Raw genomic sequence first — 16,023 nt, forward strand, 5'->3', positions numbered from 1 at the left:
GTGGACAGGTCGTTACCGAACGACGCGGTCTCGGACGTGAACCGGTCCCCGGTCAACTGCATCCCATCACCGGAGTCACCGGCAAACCGGATCACGACACGTTCCAGTTGCTGGACCTGCTTGTCCACAGCGCTTCCTGCCTCTCGCCGGCCCCGTCGAGAGGCGCCGTCAGCTCCCCAGCTTCCGTCCTCGTGGGGTCGGGCGGTAGGCCGGTTCTCCTGTTGACCTCATAACCTGCGCTTATGCCTGTCGAATGTGAGCCGGCCGCGACCCACCAAGCGATCGCTCGAATAGGCTGCCGCCATGACGGACCGGACGATCGCGCTCGAAGTGGCAGACCGGATCGCCACGATCACCCTCGACCGGCCGGAGCGCCTGAACGCGTTCACGCCCGGGATGGCCGGAGAACTCGTCGAGGCGTTCGACCGGACCGACGCGGACGATGACGTCCGGGTGGTGATCGTGACCGGACGCGGACGGGCGTTCTGCGCGGGCGCCGATCTCGGCGGGGGATCGGGGACGTTCGATCCTGCCCGCGGGCCTCGGACCACGGAGACGATCGACGGTTCGCCCCGGGACCTCGGCGGGGTCGCCTCGCTGCGGATCGCCGCGTCGCGGAAGCCGGTGATCGCCGCGATCAACGGACCGTCGGTCGGGGTCGGGGCGACGATGACGCTGCCGATGGACGTCCGGATCGCAGCGGAGTCGGCGCGGTTCGGGTTCGTGTTCGCGCGCCGAGGGCTGGTGCCGGAGGCCGCGTCGAGCTGGTTCCTGCCGCGTGTCGTCGGCATCTCCCAGGCGATGGAGTGGGTCGCGACCGGACGGGTGTTCCCGGCGTCGGAGGCGTTGAGTGGCCGGCTGGTGTCGCGGGTGGTGCCGGACGCCGCACTGATCGACACCGCGCGGGAGATCGCGGCCGAGATCGCCGCGAACACGTCGGCGGTGGCGGTGGCGGCCGCGCGTCACATGCTGTGGTCGATGCTCGGGTCGCCGTCGCCGTGGGACGCGCACCGGCTCGACTCGAAGGTGATCGCGACGCTCGGCGGCAGTCCGGAGGCCGCCGAGGGTGTCGCGTCGTTCCTGGAGAAGCGGCCCCCGGTCTTCCCGGGTTCGGCGCGCGACGCGATCCCCGGCATCGTCCCCGAATGGCCCGCCCCGCGGTGGCGGTAGCGCACGCCGGGCACCGTCGGAAACACTGCGTCCATGACTCTCTTCAGCGCTCCCTCGGACAAACCCACCGTCGTCCTGGTCCACGGAGCCTTCGCTGACGCGTCGAGCTGGAACGGCGTCATCGCGCCGCTGCTCGCCGACGGCTATCCAGTGCTCGCGCTGGCCAACCCGCTGCGCGGCGTGCTGTCGGATTCGGAGTACCTGCGCCGCACGCTGGCCGAGATCGAGGGCCGGATCGTGCTGGTCGGGCACTCCTACGGCGGCATGCTGATCAGCAATGCCGCGACCGGGAACCCGAACGTCAACGCGCTGGTCTACATCGGGGCGTTCGCGCCCGACGCAGGCGAGTCGGCGGGCGACCTGGCCGGCAAGTACCCGGGCGGCTCCCTGGGCGAGACGCTCACCCCGGTGAAGCTTCCGGACGGCACGTCCGACCTCTACATCCGCCCGGAGCTCTACCACGCGCAGTTCGCCGCCGACTCGAGCGCGGAGGTTTCCGCGGTGCTGGGGGCCGGGCAGCGTCCGATCACCGATCTGGCGTTGGGGGAGGCGTCCGGCGAGCCGGCGTGGAAGTCGATCCCGTCCTGGTTCCTGTTCGGCAGCGAGGACCTGAACATCCCGGTCGCCGCGCACCGGTTCATGGCCGAGCGCGCCGGCTCCCGCCGGACCGTCGAGATCGAGGGCGGCTCCCACACCGTCTCGATTCCCGAGGCCGCTCAGGTCGTCGACCTGATCCACGAGGCCGCCTCCGCCTGAGGCCGCGTCCGGCCTCACGGGTCCGTCCGAGGGCGGTCGGGACGCCGTCCTCGGGCCTCTAGGGTGGTGGCGTGAGGATCCAGGCGGACGACGTGGAGCTGTGCACCGAGGCGTTCGGCGACCCCGGCGACCCGCCGCTGCTGCTGATCGCGGGCCTCAGCATGTCGATGCTCTGGTGGGACGAGGAGTTCTGCCGGGCGCTGGCCGCCCGGGGCCGGTACGTGGTCCGCTACGACCACCGCGATACCGGCCGCTCCACGACCTGCGAGCCGGGCTACCGCAGCGGCGTCCTCACCGCCGACGCGCTCGCGATCCTGGATCAGCTCGGTCCGGCCGATCTGGTCGGAGTGTCGGCCGGCGGCGGAATCGCCCAGCAACTGGCCGTCGAGCATCCCGGGACGGTCCGCTCGCTGGTGCTCATCAGCACGTCGCCGGCGGTGGACGGCCCGCGCGACCTGCCCGGTCCCACCGAGAAGTTCCTGCACTTCTTCGCGAACACCGACGTCGACTGGTCCGACCGCGAATCCGTTACCCGGCACCAGGTCGGATCGTGGCGCGCCTGCGCCGGCGACCGCCCGTTCGACGAGGCCGCGACGGAGACAATGGTCCGCCGCGACCTCGCCCGGGCCCGCGACTTCAGTGCACTCCACCACCATGACCTGCTGATTCACGACGAGCCGCCGCGGTCGACGCTCGCGCAGATCACGGCACCGACGCTCGTGGTCCACGGCAGCGCCGACCCGGTGTTCCCGTTGCCGCACGGCGAGGCGCTCGCGGACGGGATCCCGAACGCCCGGCTGCTGAGACTCGAGGGCGCCGGCCACGGCCTGGAACGCATCGACTGGAGCACCGTCCTCGACGTGTGTCCACTCGCTACCACCGAGACGTGAGGAGACGCGGCCGCCCGCCCGGCGGCCGGGCCGACGCTAGCGGCCGGTGATGCCCGCCAGAAAGATGTCCACCCCAGCCGCCCGGGCGGCCTCGTCCCGGACCCGCCGCGCCCCTGAGGCATGCTGGGCCGCCGCGCCGAGCACGTAGCTGACCAGCGCCGCCCCCCTGTCGGACCGCGCCGCCCCGGCGATCCCGAGATCGTGCGGCAGCGCCCCGGCGCGGGTCCAGATCCCCTCACCGCCGACGGTGGCCAGCGCGGTCTCGACCACACCGTCCGCGGCTGCGGCGAGCAGATCGTCCTTGGTGGCCACGTGGTGGTAGATCGCACCCCGCCCGGTCGAGAGGTGGGCCGTGACCGCGCGGACCGTCGCGGCGAGGCCGAGGCCCTCGCCGCGCACGAGACCATCAACCTCATCGTCGGCCCCGCCGCCCCCAGGGCCTGGTCGACGTCGTCAACGGAGACCCCACCCCGGCCACCTGACCCGCCGTCCACGCTCGATCTCTAGACGACGACCAGATCGCCGGTCCTGACGTCCGACCAGGCGTCGGCGCCGTGGACGCGCCAGCGGTAGCCGGGGCGGAACACCGACCTCGGGGAGTAGCCCCACCCGACGCTCGGGCGGACCGGCGTCAGCAGCAGCGTGGTCGTCTCCGCGGGAGGGGCGTCCTGCGCGAGCAGGTCGACGGCCACGCGGCCGAGCGACTCGGTCCGGACCGTGACCGACTGCGGTCCGTGCCCGGGCAGCAGCGCGGGCGTCACCGTGAGCGCGGCGGCGGGCAGCGGCCCGACCCGGACGGCGGCGCTCCCGTCCAAGGGAGAGAAGTCGAGCGTCAGCGTCCCCGCGCCGAGGGTCTGCACGAACGCCACCGACGGCCGGTCACCGTCGAGCACGGCCTCGGCGACGCCGGATTCCGGCGTGGACGGTCGGAACGTCACCCGGACGGTGCTCTCGGAGAGGACCGGGCGGTCGGCCCGGACGGGGACGAACTCGACCGGGAAGTCGGCCGGGCCCAGCCGGACCGTGTCGTCGGCGTGGGAGATCTCGGGGCCGGTCAGCGGCTCGGCCAGTCCGGGAAGAACGACGTAGGTGACGCTGACGTACTCGACCGGCTCGCCCGGGGCGAAGCGCAGACGTACCGGCGGCGCGTCCGGCGGCAGCGGGAACGTGCGCAGCGCCCGGGATGGCTGCGGCCGGCGCGGCGGCTTCGGCGGTGCGATCAGTTCGACGCCGAGTTCGAGCGCACCGACCGGCGACGGCGGCAGGTTCGCGCTGATCGTCACGTCCACCGCACCGGAGTCGAGCGGCCGGACCACCCGCGATTCCACCAGCGCGTCCACCCCGTGCCGATCCGCCCACGAACGCGCGGGCAGCAGCGCGTCCGACGCCAGCGGCACCACCCGGTACGTGAGCAGTGGCTGACGCAGATCCCACCGCACGTGCCCCACCGGTGGCTCGGCCGGCAGCCGCAGCGCCGGCCGCCCGTCCGCGGTCACCGCCGGCTCGCCGTACCGGACGCGAATCCGGTCCGCCACCGCCGCCGCCAGCGCCTCCGCCGGCGAGTCGGCGTCTGCGTCCACCTCGATGGGCAGTTGCCCGGATGCCACCCGCGCCACCAGGTCCTCGCGCGCGACCACCTCGCCCAGTGCCGGGAGCAGTTGCTCCGGGGCGAAGGTCACCGCGACCGGCAACCGCGCAGCCACCCCGGGGTACTCCATCACCGCCCGCGTGCCCACCCCTACCGCTCCGCCCCCGAGCAGCCCGGCCAGCAGCGCCGCGGTCGCCCCCGGCACCCGCACGCTCAGCGCCGCCCGGTCGAGCCCGTCCGTCACCACCGCACGCGGCGACTCCAACGTCGAAAACCTTTGCATCCAGAGAAAACCGCTGCTCAGTGGCGTCGGCCGGACCGTGACACCGGGGATCGACCGGCGGAGCGCCGTGAGCGCGTCCTCGACCGGGCACTCCGCGAGGACGCTGAACTCGAGTACCCCGTACGGATCCGGCGGCAGCCCGGGCGCCGACCCCCGGACCAGGGTCAGGCGCAGATCCGGCGAACCGTCCGGACGCGACGCCACCTCCAGCCGGTCCGGGAGCACGAGCACCGCGCCACCCCCGAACGGGTGGTGCAGCCCGGGCGCGGGCGCGGCGAGGCCGAAGTCCGGCAGCCCGGTCAGGTTCATGCGTCGACCAGCGGAACCACCTGGATCGGCAGGATCGAGCTCTGCCGCCGCACCCACGGGCCGGTCGCGGTCCCGGTCAGCCGCACCGCGGTCACCCGGTACTGGTACTCGTTCAGCGAGGACGCGTTCACCAGCCAGTCCACCAGCGGCATCGCGAGGTCGACCGGCACCGACACCTTGATCGCGCCTTCCCGGAGCTGGTCCGAGGTGACCTGCACCGACACGTTCGTGCCGGCGCGGAAATCGACGATGAGCTCGACCGCTCGGTCGGCCCCGGCGAACGCGGACGCGAAAACCTCCAGCGTGATCGGGAACCGGTAGACCGCGGGTGCGGCCGAGACGACGACCGCGTCCCACACCGCGTGCGGCTCCGGATTCACCACGACCCCGCCGAGGTCGATCACGGCCTCGGGCGCCGTGCCCTCCGGAACCGGGGCCACGACGTCGCAGTCCAGGCCCGAACCGGGCGGCAAGAGCGCCGGCAGCGGCGGCGCCACCGCCCCGACCTGCGCCGGGAGGCCGGTGAGACGCGCGGCGAGCGTGTTGACCGTCACCGGGCTCTCGATCCGGTTGGTCAGCCGGACGTGGACCCGGCCGGGTCCCGCCGGGGTGCCGGCCACGTCGAGTACCGGCGGGCCGCTCGTCCGGCTGATCCGTGCGATCAGCCGGACGTGTTCGGTGTTCAGCGACCCGACCCGCACCGCGACGTCGCCCCGGAACAGCTCGGTGTCGGCGAAGAGCGCCTGGTAGACCGGCCGGAAGTCGGCCATCGCCATCGTCAGCGTGTCGACGATGCCGGTCCGCAGATCGACGAACGCGGTGGGCCGCGGCTGGGCGCCGGTCGAGCCGGTCCGGGACGGAATCGACAGGGTGTACGTCACCGCGCCGTCGGGAACCTGCAAGGCCTGGTGCACCGGACCGGTCACCCCGGACGGCAGCGACCCCGGCAGCAGGGGACGCAGCGCCGGGACGGCCGCGTCGAGCCGCCCCGGGTCGACGAACGGCACCGCGGTGAACCCGAACGTGACCTGGGTGGCCTCGACGTCCGCGAGATCCGCGCCGAGCTGCACCGACAGCGCGGGCACGTGCGGTGGGTCGTCCCGGCGCGCGAGCCGGAACTCGTCCGGGAGGTGGTAGAAGATCCACGGCCGGGCGGCGTCCTGGTAGTAGCTGTACGGACGGCCGCGGAACGACACGTCGGTCCTGGTCAGCCCGTCCGGCCCGGACGCGTCGCCGAGGCCGGAGAAGATCGGCGAGCCGGACGGGAACACGAACGGCTTCGGCGCCACCGCGGTCTCGTCCGAGTACGCGGTGACCCGGTAGCGGTCGGGCGCCGGCGCCGGTGGGTCGCCGCCCGGGCCGAACGTCACCCAGCGCAGCCGCAGGTTGTAGCCGTACTCGACCACCTGCATCTTGGCGACGTTCCCGGCCGCCGTGCGCACCGCGAACACCGACCCGGCGACGAGCTGGTTCGGCCCGTTCACGTGCCCCGGGATCGGGTTGGTGGAGAACGGCGCGGCCGCCACCTGCGACGGGAGCAGCGCGTCGAAGGCGGCCGGGCCGAGCGGAGCGATCGCCGCGCCGCCGGTCGGCACCATCAGCCGCGCGGTATCGGTCTGCTGCTCCCACCAGAGGTCGGCGCCGTCGCCGCTGGTCTCCGCCCCGGTGTCCACGTCGAACAGCCACGTCCCGTGCAACACGCCCTGACCGGCGGTGACGACCGGCGCGCCGGCCGGGCCCCGATCGGTGGAGTAGGTGACCCACTGCAGCGTGAGGTTGTAGCCGTACTCGACGACCCGCACCTTCGCGAAGTTGCCGCTGCTCGTGCGCACCGCGAACACGGTTCCGGGACCGAGTTCGTTCGGGCCGCCGACGTTGCCGGCCAGCGGCGTCGTCGAGTACGCCACCCCGGCCAGGTCGTCGACGGTCAGCGCGTCGAAGTCGCGTGCGCCGAGCGCCGCGGTCGCGGCTCCGCTCTGGACGACCAGCTCACGCAGGACGTCGGTGTGCTGCTCCCACCACACGTCCGCCGCGCCGAACGTCGTCTCCTGGCCGGAGTCGAAGTCGAACATCCAGGTCCCGCGCAGCACCCCCTGGCCCGACGACACGACCCGCCCGCCGGACCCGGGCACCAGCACCCCCACCGACGTGGACCGCCGGACGACCAGCTCGGCCGCGTACACCTGGTCGATCATCGCGAGATGGATCTGGTCGCGGGTGGCGCTGTCGGTGCCGCGCAGCACGGCGCGTACCCCTCCGGGCGTCGCGGTCCGCTCGTCCAGCGGCAGTTCCCTCACTCCGAGGATCACGCCGCCCGAGACGATCGCGAACCGCAAGGTGAGGCCGACGTCGTGCGGAAGCTCCTCGGCGTCCGCTCCCGACTGCTCCACCTCCGGCGCGCGGTACTTTTCCAGCTCGACGCTGAGCGACCAGTCGTTCGCGCCCTGGGCCAGGCGCAGCCGCAGCGGTGGGTCGTCCACGACGCGGTAGCGGGGCAGGTAGAGCTTGCGGGCCGGGTCGTCGGAGCGTTCGAACAGGACGGTGTCGGACGGCTCGGGGACCGGGCAGACCGGAACGGTCAGCTGGTCGCGGGGGAGGACGCGCGGGCGCGGAAGCGGGCGCCGGCGGATCGGGATGGGCCCGGCGGGGCCGCTGGGGTCGGGGCGGGCCGGGGTCCAGAGTGGCGCGTTCATGCCGGAGCCATCCCTACTGCGGCCGGGAGCCGGTGGCTCGACGTGATCGGAGCGAGCGTGACCGGGCCCGGACGCCAGCGCCTGCGGAGTGTGCTGACCTGGGGTGCGAGGACGTCGAGCATCGCGGGGTCGAACGGGAACAGCGTCCGGGCGGTGACGAAGAGCGCGAGGTCGAGTGGAGCGCGGTCCGAGCCGGTGGGGAGAGGCGGGCCGATGGGGAGGGGCGGGCCGGCGGCCAGGCTCAGGCCGAGCTTGCGTCCGGCGAGCCGGTGCAGGCCGTCGACGAGGTTCGCTTCCAGGGTGTGGGCGGCATCCGGGCGGCCGAGGGCGTGCAGCATGGCCGTGACCTCGGGCGGGTCGAGGGCGGGGAGCCGGACGTAGAGCTCGGTCCGGCCGGTGGCGGGCTCCAGGCCGAGCATCCGGGGTTCGGAGCCCGCGGGCAGCAGCGCGTGAGCGGCCTTCAGCGGCTCGGGCAGGCCGTACGCGACTCCGGCGGGCAGCTCGGCGTAGAGCTTGAGCGTCGCCGTGCCGTCGGGGTGCTCCCGGCCGCCCAGCCAGGCGCCGTACTGGAGATCACGGCCGCGCTGCGCCGCGCGCAGCGCGTCCAGAAGAACCGGGTTGAGGGGCTGGTGGGCATCCTGCAGGTGCCCGGCGGCGCGGTCGACGCGCTCGGGGTCGGGCACCTCGGGGCGGGCGACCTCGCTGACCCAGCGGGCCGCGGTGCCGGGCGGGCCGACCGTGACCTCGACCGGGAACCCGGACGGGGTCAGGCGGCTCCAACGGGTCACGACCTCGGGCCAGGCGGAGCGTTCGAGGTCGCGGAGGACCGCCTCGAGGTGTGCGGGCAGGCGCGGAGAGCCGGTGCAGTCCGACCAGAGGGCTTGGACCTGGGCTTTCATCAGCCGACTCCGATCAGGGTCTCGGTGCCGTCGATCGGTGGGCGCTGGTCGAACCGGCCGTCGGTGCCGATGACCGTGACGCGGTAGCGGAACGTGCGGGCGTCGGGGTCGAGGAGCGCGATGCGGAGCCGGACCGGCTCGGTGGCGTCGCCGCGGATCTCGAGGCGCTCCTCGCGGCGGTAGTGGTGGGGCCGGTCCTCGTAGAGGACGTCGACGAACGCGCGGCGAACGGTGCCCGGGGCGAAGAGCGGGACGAGCCGGAGGTCGAGCGCGGCCACGAACGGGTCGTCGACCGGGAGGTAGGGGGCGGTACCGGTGACCGGGTCGGAATCGCGGGTCGAGCCGTCGGCGAGGTGGTAGGTGAAGCGGGCGGTCCAGGTGCGGTGGGTGGGGTCGGTCAGGCGGAGCTTCCAGGTCTGCGCGGTGCCGGCAGGCAGGACCCGGATCGTGTCGTCGCGGCGGAACGTGTGGTTGTCGTCGTAGGTGAGGTGGACGTCGACGGCGTCGACCGCTCCCGGGTCGATGCGGTTGGGGAAGACCTGGAGCTGGAGGAATCCGAGGTCGTCGGACGGGTCGACGCTGAGGGTGCGGTCGATCGAGTTCTTCGGGGGGATGTCGTACGTGAGCTTCTCGCCGATCCAGTCGCCGTTGGGGTCGAAGTGGTACTGGGTGCCGACGGCGAAGTCGAGGTCGTGGCGGGCGTTGAGGAACGTGGTGAACGCCTTCGGGCCCGGGTCGGTGGGAGTGAGGCGGAATTCCTGGGGTGGTAGCTCCGGGGGATTGCCGTAGCGGACGGCGACGTCGATGGAGGAAAGGCCTATTCGGGCGAAGTCGGCGGGGGTGGCGAGGTCTACCCGGAGGCGTTCGAAGAACGGGTCGCGGAGGTCTACTTCGAGGAAGTGTTTCTGGCGGTCGGGGAGGTCGGCGAGGAGTAGGCCCAGGAAGCCCTGGGGGGCGTAGGTGCGGGTGACGGCGGTTTTTCGGTCGTAGGTGAGGCGGAGGTGTTTGCGTTCGTCCTGGTGGACGAATTTGAGTTTGAAGGAGACGAGGGAAGGCGTTTGGGGGGCGCCGGCGCCCTCGGCCGGGGGGTTTGGGGTGCCGCCTGGGGCTTCCGCGCTCGCGGGGGCTGGGGGCTGGGCGTCCGCGCCCGCGGGGGTTGGGGGCAGGGCGCTCGCGGGCAGCCGGCCCGCGGCGGCAGGCACCGCCGGGTGAGGCGCTCCGGCTCCGGGAGGCGCTCCGGCTCCGGGGGGCGCTCCGCCTCCGGGAGGTGCTCCGCCTGCGGGGGGCGCCCCGGCTCCGGGAGGTGCCCCGGCTCCGGGAGGGGTTGCGCCTCCGGGAGGTGCCCCGCCTCCTGGTGGGGTTGCGCCTCCTGGTGGGGTTGCGCCCGCGGGGAGTTGCTTTGCTTTGGCGAGGATGCCGTCGAGGCCGCTCGGGGCTCCGGCGCCCCCCTGGATCTTTCCCAGATCCAGCGACGGCTCGAACCACTTGCTCAGCAGGTGGTCAGTGAAAAAATCCAGCGCCCACTTCTCTTTCGCCTCGCGATCGGCCGTCCCGTGGAAGTCGATCACCTTCACCGTGATCGCACCCTGCTGCCGCAACCATTCCAGCGTCGCGTCGATACCGACCTTCAGCCAATAGATCTGCGCCTCGAGGTTCGCCGAGAACGCGGTGTAGACCCGCGACAGGTCAGCCTCGATCTCCACATTGATGTCCGGCGTCAGAACCGTGTACTGCAACTCGTAGACCACCCCGACCGGCGTGGCACCGGCCTCGAAGGCGCGCTGCATGATCGTCGCGCCCTCTTCGTCGAGTACCAGCGAGAACGCCGCTCGCTCGTCGCCGGCACCGGACGCCTGCCGGGCCCCGAGGATCTTCGTGACCCCCACGAACGATCCGGCCGGTGCGGCCGCCGCCGCGGTCCCGCCGCTCCCCTCGAGGTTGAGCGCGATGCACCGCACGGTCCCGGTGTCCACCGGCACCGGCGCCAGCCTGGGAGTCCCCCCGGGCACCAGCGGCGCGAGCTTCCCCATGATCTTGCTGCGCGTCGCGTCCGGAAGATCGACGACGGCCTCGAGCATCAGGAAACCGCCACCCCGGACGCCGGCATCAGCCACCGCGGGCTTGTACTTGATCAGGCTGAAGGCCGGGCTGTCGTCGGTCCGGCTCGCGAGCCGGACGCGGCTCGCGAGGTACCAGAACTGCGACGGGTCGGCATGGTCGCCGCGCACGATCACACCGTCGACCTCGATCTCGGGTCCGGTGCCGAGTTGCATCATGGGAGCCCCCGAGACGAGTCAGAGTGAGGAAGGAACGGTCACGACGTCCGCGTCGAAGCGGGTCCACTCCTGCTGCGCGGACAGACCGTTGCGCAGCACCCGGCGGATCCGCAGCTCGAACGGGTCGCGGGCCGGGTCGAGGTAGTCGAACTCGAAGAACGACGTGTCGCCTGCGGTCGTGAACGTGAACTGGTCGGCGAAGCTCAGCCCGGCGGCGTCGTCCGACGCCCGGGCCTCGACCTCGATCCGCTCCAGCCCGGCGGCCACGAAATCTGCCGGTGCGCGCAGCAGCACCGCCCGGTGCCCGCGCAGGTCGGCGCGGACGAAGATCCGGTTGTTGCGCGTCGTCGAGGCGGGCAGCTCGATCAGGCCGGTGTCGTTCATCAGCAGCGTGATCCGGTAACGGAGCAGGTTGAACCCGGGGTCGACCCGGTCGATCACGAACGGCTCCACCGGCTGGTCCGGCAGCACCTCGAGTGATCCCTCGACCAGCTGCCGGTTCGCCCGGTCGTCGTAGGAGATGTCGACGAACGCGCGCTCGACGTCGGAGCCGAGCGCCTCGACGACCTTGACGATCAGCCGCTGCGGCGCCGGATCGGCGATGTCGGCCTGCGGCTTGGTCAGCGGCGCGAACGCGGTCTCCCGTGTCCGTCCGTCGACGCCGAAGTAGGTGAACTTGGCCTCCACCGGTCCGGCGGCCGGCCCGACCGTGAACCGGGTCCACTCCGCGCTCGGCCGGTCGGCGGTGATCCGGACGACGTCGTCCTGGGCGATGCGCTGCGCCGCGTCGGTGTAGCGCAGCTGGACGTCGACCCGCGGATACCGCTCGAACGGGAACCTCGGCGCGGTGAGGATCGGGATCTTCTCCAGCCCGAACAGCTCCCGGGGCTGGATCTCCTGCTCCTCACCCAGCACCTCGACCGGCCCCGACCGCAGCTGCGACGGCCGCTCGCCGCCGTCGGCCGGGACCAGGTCGACGGTGTAGGTGAGCTGCACCGGCATCACCATCTGCCCACCGGAGAGCAGCGACGGGAACTCGACGGTGGCCTGGGGCCTCGTCGCGTCCAGCCGGAGCGTCTCGGTGCGGTCGCCGTACTTCAGCGTGCCGGTCATCGACCGCACCGGGTCGGCGGTGAAGTCGGCCCGCGAGATCAGCGTGACCTTCCGCCGCCGGAACCAGGGGTCGTCCACGTCCACCAGCGTCGTCACCCGCGCGGGATCGAACCCGGCCCCGAGCAGCCGGAACAATCCCGACAGGTGGCCCTGCGGGTAGATCGTCCGCTTGATCGTCGTGCTCTCGGAGAGGTCGACGTCGAGCCGCTTGCGGTCGATCCGGCTGTAGTGGGTCTTGCGGTAGGAGAACACGCCGACCGGGCCCGCGCGCCGGGGCGAGAACGACTTGATGACGTCGCGGGCCTTGTCCCAGCCGTCCGGTTCCTCGCGCAGCGGATCGATCGAGCTGACGAAGAACGCGTCGGTGATCATGTCGCGGGCCCGGGCCACCGCGGCGTCGCGGCGCTCCAGCACCGAGTTGGTGTCGTCCTCGGGCACGAACGTGTCGGTCTCGAAGACGATCGCGCGCTGCTCCTCCAGCTTCTCCACCGCGTCCTGGATCTGGACGTCGGTGAACAGGCTCTCGTGGCCGAACGTCGTGTCGAGAATGTCCTGCGTGCGGTCCCAGTCGATCGAGAGCCGCACGTGGTAGGCCGGCCGCAGCGCCAGGTAGTCCAGGCCGTAGACGACGCCGATCGGCGACATCTCGAGCGCCATCGCCTGACGCAGCAGCGTGATGCCCCGCTCGTCCAGCTCGACCGAGAACGCGGCGCGTTCGTCGCCGTAGAGCGCCGGATGGGCCGCGTGCCGGAACACTTTCACGAACCCGCCCGCACCCCCACCGCCTGCACCCCCACCGCCTGCACCCCCACCGCCTGCACCCCCACCGCCTGCAGCCCCGCCACCTGCAGCCCCGCCGCCCGCACCCCCGCCGGACTCGGCACCGAACAGCATCAGGCTGACCGTGCCGTCGACGACCGGCACCGGAGACAGGTGGGCCTCCGCGATCCCGGCGAGGTCGGCGACGCCGTCGGCGACCTCGGCGAGCTCGTCGTCGGTGAGACCCAGGTGGACGTCGAAGTCGACGAACCCGCCGCCCCCGGCCGCCGACCGGAACTCCAGCAGCGACAGCCGGGGCACCTCGAGGCCGCCGGACTTCTCGGTCACGAACCGCGGCGCCAGCGGCTGGTAGTAGAACTGCGTCGCGTCGGCGTGGTCACGCAGCACCGTGACGCCGTTGACCTGGTAATACGGGGGCGCTTCGAGCAACATCGCTCAGCCCGCGGGGAGTTCGAGGATCAGCGTCTCGTCGGCGATCGGCTCCGGCGACGACGCGGGGCGCTTCGACGAGTCCTTCATGAAGTAGGTCGCGGTCCAGGTGTAGGACTTCTTCGTGCGGTCGCGGATCGGGATCACGATCTGCTTCTCGGCCGCGCCGGCGCGGAACGTGGCGCCCTCGCGCTCGTCGACGTCGTGCGTGTCGTCCACGTAGTGCAGTTCGACCTGGACGAGCTTCACGACGTCCCACGGGACGAGGTCCGGCACGACGGTCACCTCGACCGTGGCGGCCTCGCGTCCGAGCAGCAGCGTGCCCCCGACGAGCGACAGTTCCCCGCTGTCGTCCGAGCTACCGTCGCGGAATGTGCCGATCGAGCGGTAGGTGACCTGCCCGGCGGACTCGTCGATCACCGGGAACGACCAGTCGAAGAACCGCTTGTCCTTGGAGAGCGCGATCGACGACGACTGCCGGTAGCCGTTGCCGTCGTCGGCGTACGACAGGTCGACGAAGTACGTGTCGATCTCCCGCTCGAAGTCACCGCGGGTCCGCAGCCGGACCGTCCGGTTCACCGAGAACGGGTCGTCCACGTAGAGCCGCTGGCCGGTCAGGCCGGGCAACTTCCGGACGAACTCGCGGCCGTCGGTCATGAAGAACTTCACCTCGCCCGAGTACGGCTGCACCGGCTGGAGCAGCACCTCCTCGACCCGGAACGTCGTGTGGTCCTTGTCGATGCGGAACCGGTTGACGGCCGGCACCCCGGGCGCGATCTCCGGGTGCGTCAGCGTCAGCTCAGCTGCCGTCACCTGCGTGAAGTTGATGTCGCCGACCTCGACGTCGACCAGCCAGAGCCCGAGCGCGTCCAGGTTGATCTTGAGGTCGTCACCCTCGTGGTCGTCCCACCGCGACGTGAACGCGCGGCTCTGCCCCTTGTAGTTGACGACGTAGCGGTACTTGAACTTCTTCGGCTGGCCGTCGGTGAACGCGTCGAAGTGGCCGATGTCGTCGGCCTTGGTGAACGTGAACGTCTTGATGCCGTTCTGGGCCGTGTGCGGCGGGTAGTCGATCGACACGTCGACGCTGAACAGCGGCAGCTCGGCGAAGTCGGCGTTGACCTGGATCGTCAGGTTGAGCTGGCGGAAGAACGGGTGGTCGAGATCGACCAGCTGGGCGTAGTCGTCCCAGTTGAAGCCCTGACTGACCAGCGAGGGCATGTTGCCCTGCGGCTCGGGCCGGAACGGCACCACGGTGTTCTTCGTGTAGTTGATCGTGACGTCCGCGCTCTTGTTCGTGACGACCGAACGGTGGATGTTCTCGAAATCCTCGTCGCGGATCTTCGAGAAATCGCGGTTCTCCGGTGGAATGGCGTCCAGCAGATTGCGCTTGGCCGCTTCGTCGAGCTGGCGCTCCACCGAACTGGTGAGGGAGTCGAGTGCTTTCGCGACTTCCGGGTCGGTGCTGACCAATCCCCCCGGATCGATCGTGACCGTGCGGGATTCGGAATTCCGGAAGATCTCGGTGATGTTCTCGGAGAAATCGTCCTCGCTCCAGAAGTTCTCGTCGAAATCGACGTCCTGCACGAAGCTGTAGAACTTCGACGCGTGCCAGGTGCCGGTCACCGATATCGGAGGCAGCCGCGCGGCGATCTCCAGCCCGTAGTTGACCCGCACGCCGCCGAGGCCCTGGCTCTTCATCGCGGCCTCGAAGACCGGCACGCCCCGCTGGGTCAGCTCGGCCGAGATCGCGACGACGAAGTTGCCGTACCGGGCCGGGCTGGCCGGCACGTTGGCCTTCTGCACCAGCGTGCCGTCGCCGGCCAGGATGTCGACGCTCACGGTCGCGTCCGAGACCTGCGGTTTGGCCAGCGTGAGCTGGGCCGGGTCGACCGGGTTGGGGTTGTTCGGGCCGCGACGCGCGTTGATCCGGGCCGCGATCTGCGTCCGCAGCGTCTGCTCCTGGGGCGGGGTGAGCGCGAGCTGGACGTCCATGAAGATGAGCGCGGCGCCGAAATCCCCGTTCGGCAGTGGCTTGAGCGTGCGGTAGGCGAGGTACTTGAACGCGGCCTTGTCGCCGTCCCGGCGGATCGTCGGCACGTTCGGCAGCGCGTACCAGGTGAGTTCGTCGCGGTCGTCGCCGTAGGCGGACGCGGTGGCGGTGTCGATGTGGTCGAGCAGGTTCAGCACGGCGGCCTCCGTCGGCGGTCAGGGATGTTCGAGCAGGTCAGCGATGTCGGCCGTCCGTTCGACCAGGCAGCCGGATGCGGGGGATTCCGGGGTCCGCGGGCCGGTCGGGTTCCGTCCGGGCGCGAACGCCGCGCGCAGCCGGACCCGCCCGTGGGTGCCGCTCAGCGCGGCCTTCACCGCCGGGGTCTGGTCAGCCGTCAGCACGGCCGACATCGCCGCGATCCACGGGGGCAGCCCGGAACTCGTGCTCGAGGCGAGCTCGGCCCACCGGGACCCGTGGTCGGAACGAATTTCCACCACGACCGCGTGGACGTCGATCGGCGCGCCGCGGACGGCGGTGGCCTCGGGATGAACCGCGCGGACACCGGTGAGCAGCGCGTCGACACGCTCGTCCGGCAGCCCCAGCCGGGCGGTCACCTGGAGGAATCCGGTCGTCCCGGCCTCGATCAGCCCGATCGCCGGAGCGCCGTCCGGAGTCCGGTCGAGCAGCGGGCGCGGCACGTACGTCCAGACGTCCGGCTCGTCCGGATCGGGACTCAACGCAATTCCGTCGACGTCGATTCGTGCGCACACCCCGGACCCACCCCCCGTTGTCACTCAATTGCCGGATCCACACTGTCCGGTCCGTTCCGGAGACCGGTCAACCT

General features: G+C 71.7%; 11 protein-coding genes and 1 pseudogene. 3 read left to right on the forward strand and 9 right to left on the reverse strand.

Annotation, left to right across the window (positions count from 1 at the left end; translation table 11 throughout):
* Positions 1 to 197, reverse strand: a pseudogene (locus tag ACIBZJ_RS36880) (hypothetical protein); the annotation flags it as partial.
* A 106-nt stretch (positions 198 to 303) separates the two neighbouring features.
* Here ACIBZJ_RS36880 and ACIBZJ_RS36885 point away from each other — a divergent pair.
* The 3 genes from ACIBZJ_RS36885 (at position 304) to ACIBZJ_RS36895 (ending at position 2,816) form a co-directional block, all read left to right on the forward strand.
* Positions 304 to 1,170: an enoyl-CoA hydratase-related protein gene (locus ACIBZJ_RS36885; protein ID WP_395938165.1), complete on the forward strand. Its 867-nt coding sequence runs from the start codon at positions 304 to 306 to the stop codon at positions 1,168 to 1,170.
* A gap of 33 nt (positions 1,171 to 1,203) precedes the next feature.
* Entirely contained in the window at positions 1,204 to 1,926 is a 723-nt protein-coding gene (locus ACIBZJ_RS36890) for an alpha/beta fold hydrolase (RefSeq protein ID WP_395938167.1), read from the forward strand.
* A 71-nt stretch (positions 1,927 to 1,997) separates the two neighbouring features.
* The gene (locus tag ACIBZJ_RS36895; RefSeq protein WP_395938169.1) at positions 1,998 to 2,816 is read left to right on the forward strand and encodes an alpha/beta hydrolase; all 819 of its coding nucleotides are present in this window, start codon (positions 1,998 to 2,000) and stop codon (positions 2,814 to 2,816) included.
* 36 nt (positions 2,817 to 2,852) lie between these two features.
* Here ACIBZJ_RS36895 and ACIBZJ_RS36900 read toward each other — a convergent pair whose 3' ends face one another.
* From ACIBZJ_RS36900 to ACIBZJ_RS36935, 8 genes are all read right to left on the reverse strand, one after another.
* Positions 2,853 to 3,215, reverse strand: coding sequence for a TetR family transcriptional regulator (locus tag ACIBZJ_RS36900; RefSeq protein WP_395938171.1), 363 nt, complete (start codon positions 3,213 to 3,215; stop codon positions 2,853 to 2,855).
* Positions 3,216 to 3,319: 104 nt separating this feature from the next.
* On the reverse strand, positions 3,320 to 4,996 hold the full coding sequence (locus ACIBZJ_RS36905; protein ID WP_395938173.1) for a hypothetical protein: 1,677 nt from the start codon (positions 4,994 to 4,996) through the stop codon (positions 3,320 to 3,322).
* Positions 4,993 to 7,689 carry a hypothetical protein gene (locus ACIBZJ_RS36910; RefSeq protein ID WP_395938175.1) on the reverse strand — a complete coding sequence of 899 codons (2,697 nt, stop codon included), beginning with the start codon at positions 7,687 to 7,689 and terminating at the stop codon, positions 4,993 to 4,995. Before ACIBZJ_RS36910 ends, ACIBZJ_RS36905 begins: the two co-directional genes overlap by 4 nt.
* On the reverse strand, positions 7,686 to 8,588 hold the full coding sequence (locus ACIBZJ_RS36915; RefSeq protein ID WP_395938177.1) for a hypothetical protein: 903 nt from the start codon (positions 8,586 to 8,588) through the stop codon (positions 7,686 to 7,688). The genes ACIBZJ_RS36910 and ACIBZJ_RS36915 overlap by 4 nt, the downstream gene beginning before the upstream one ends.
* A complete protein-coding gene (locus ACIBZJ_RS36920; protein ID WP_395938179.1) occupies positions 8,588 to 10,864 on the reverse strand; it encodes a hypothetical protein in 2,277 nt (758 codons plus the stop codon). The genes ACIBZJ_RS36915 and ACIBZJ_RS36920 overlap by 1 nt, the downstream gene beginning before the upstream one ends.
* 18 nt (positions 10,865 to 10,882) lie before the next feature.
* The gene (locus tag ACIBZJ_RS36925; RefSeq protein WP_395938181.1) at positions 10,883 to 13,189 is read right to left on the reverse strand and encodes a hypothetical protein; all 2,307 of its coding nucleotides are present in this window, start codon (positions 13,187 to 13,189) and stop codon (positions 10,883 to 10,885) included.
* Positions 13,190 to 13,192: 3 nt separating this feature from the next.
* A complete protein-coding gene (locus ACIBZJ_RS36930) occupies positions 13,193 to 15,376 on the reverse strand; it encodes a hypothetical protein (protein WP_395938183.1) in 2,184 nt (727 codons plus the stop codon).
* 18 nt (positions 15,377 to 15,394) lie between these two features.
* On the reverse strand, positions 15,395 to 15,916 hold the full coding sequence (locus tag ACIBZJ_RS36935) for a hypothetical protein (RefSeq protein ID WP_395938185.1): 522 nt from the start codon (positions 15,914 to 15,916) through the stop codon (positions 15,395 to 15,397).
* Positions 15,917 to 16,023 lie beyond the last annotated feature (107 nt).

It is taken from the genome of Cryptosporangium sp. NPDC051539 (genome assembly GCF_044454545.1).
Classification (GTDB): Bacteria; Actinomycetota; Actinomycetes; order Mycobacteriales; family Cryptosporangiaceae; genus Cryptosporangium.

What these genes read in the sequence shown, in the direction of transcription:
- ACIBZJ_RS36885 (WP_395938165.1), top strand. Translation starts at nt 304, where the DNA reads ATGACGGACCGGACGATCGCGCTCGAAGTGGCAGACCGGATCGCCACG.
- ACIBZJ_RS36890 (WP_395938167.1), top strand. Translation starts at nt 1,204, where the DNA reads ATGACTCTCTTCAGCGCTCCCTCGGACAAACCCACCGTCGTCCTGGTC.
- ACIBZJ_RS36905 (WP_395938173.1), bottom strand. Translation starts at nt 4,996, where the DNA reads ATGAACCTGACCGGGCTGCCGGACTTCGGCCTCGCCGCGCCCGCGCCC.
- ACIBZJ_RS36910 (WP_395938175.1), bottom strand. Translation starts at nt 7,689, where the DNA reads ATGAACGCGCCACTCTGGACCCCGGCCCGCCCCGACCCCAGCGGCCCC.
- ACIBZJ_RS36915 (WP_395938177.1), bottom strand. Translation starts at nt 8,588, where the DNA reads ATGAAAGCCCAGGTCCAAGCCCTCTGGTCGGACTGCACCGGCTCTCCG.
- ACIBZJ_RS36920 (WP_395938179.1), bottom strand. Translation starts at nt 10,864, where the DNA reads ATGATGCAACTCGGCACCGGACCCGAGATCGAGGTCGACGGTGTGATC.
- ACIBZJ_RS36925 (WP_395938181.1), bottom strand. Translation starts at nt 13,189, where the DNA reads ATGTTGCTCGAAGCGCCCCCGTATTACCAGGTCAACGGCGTCACGGTG.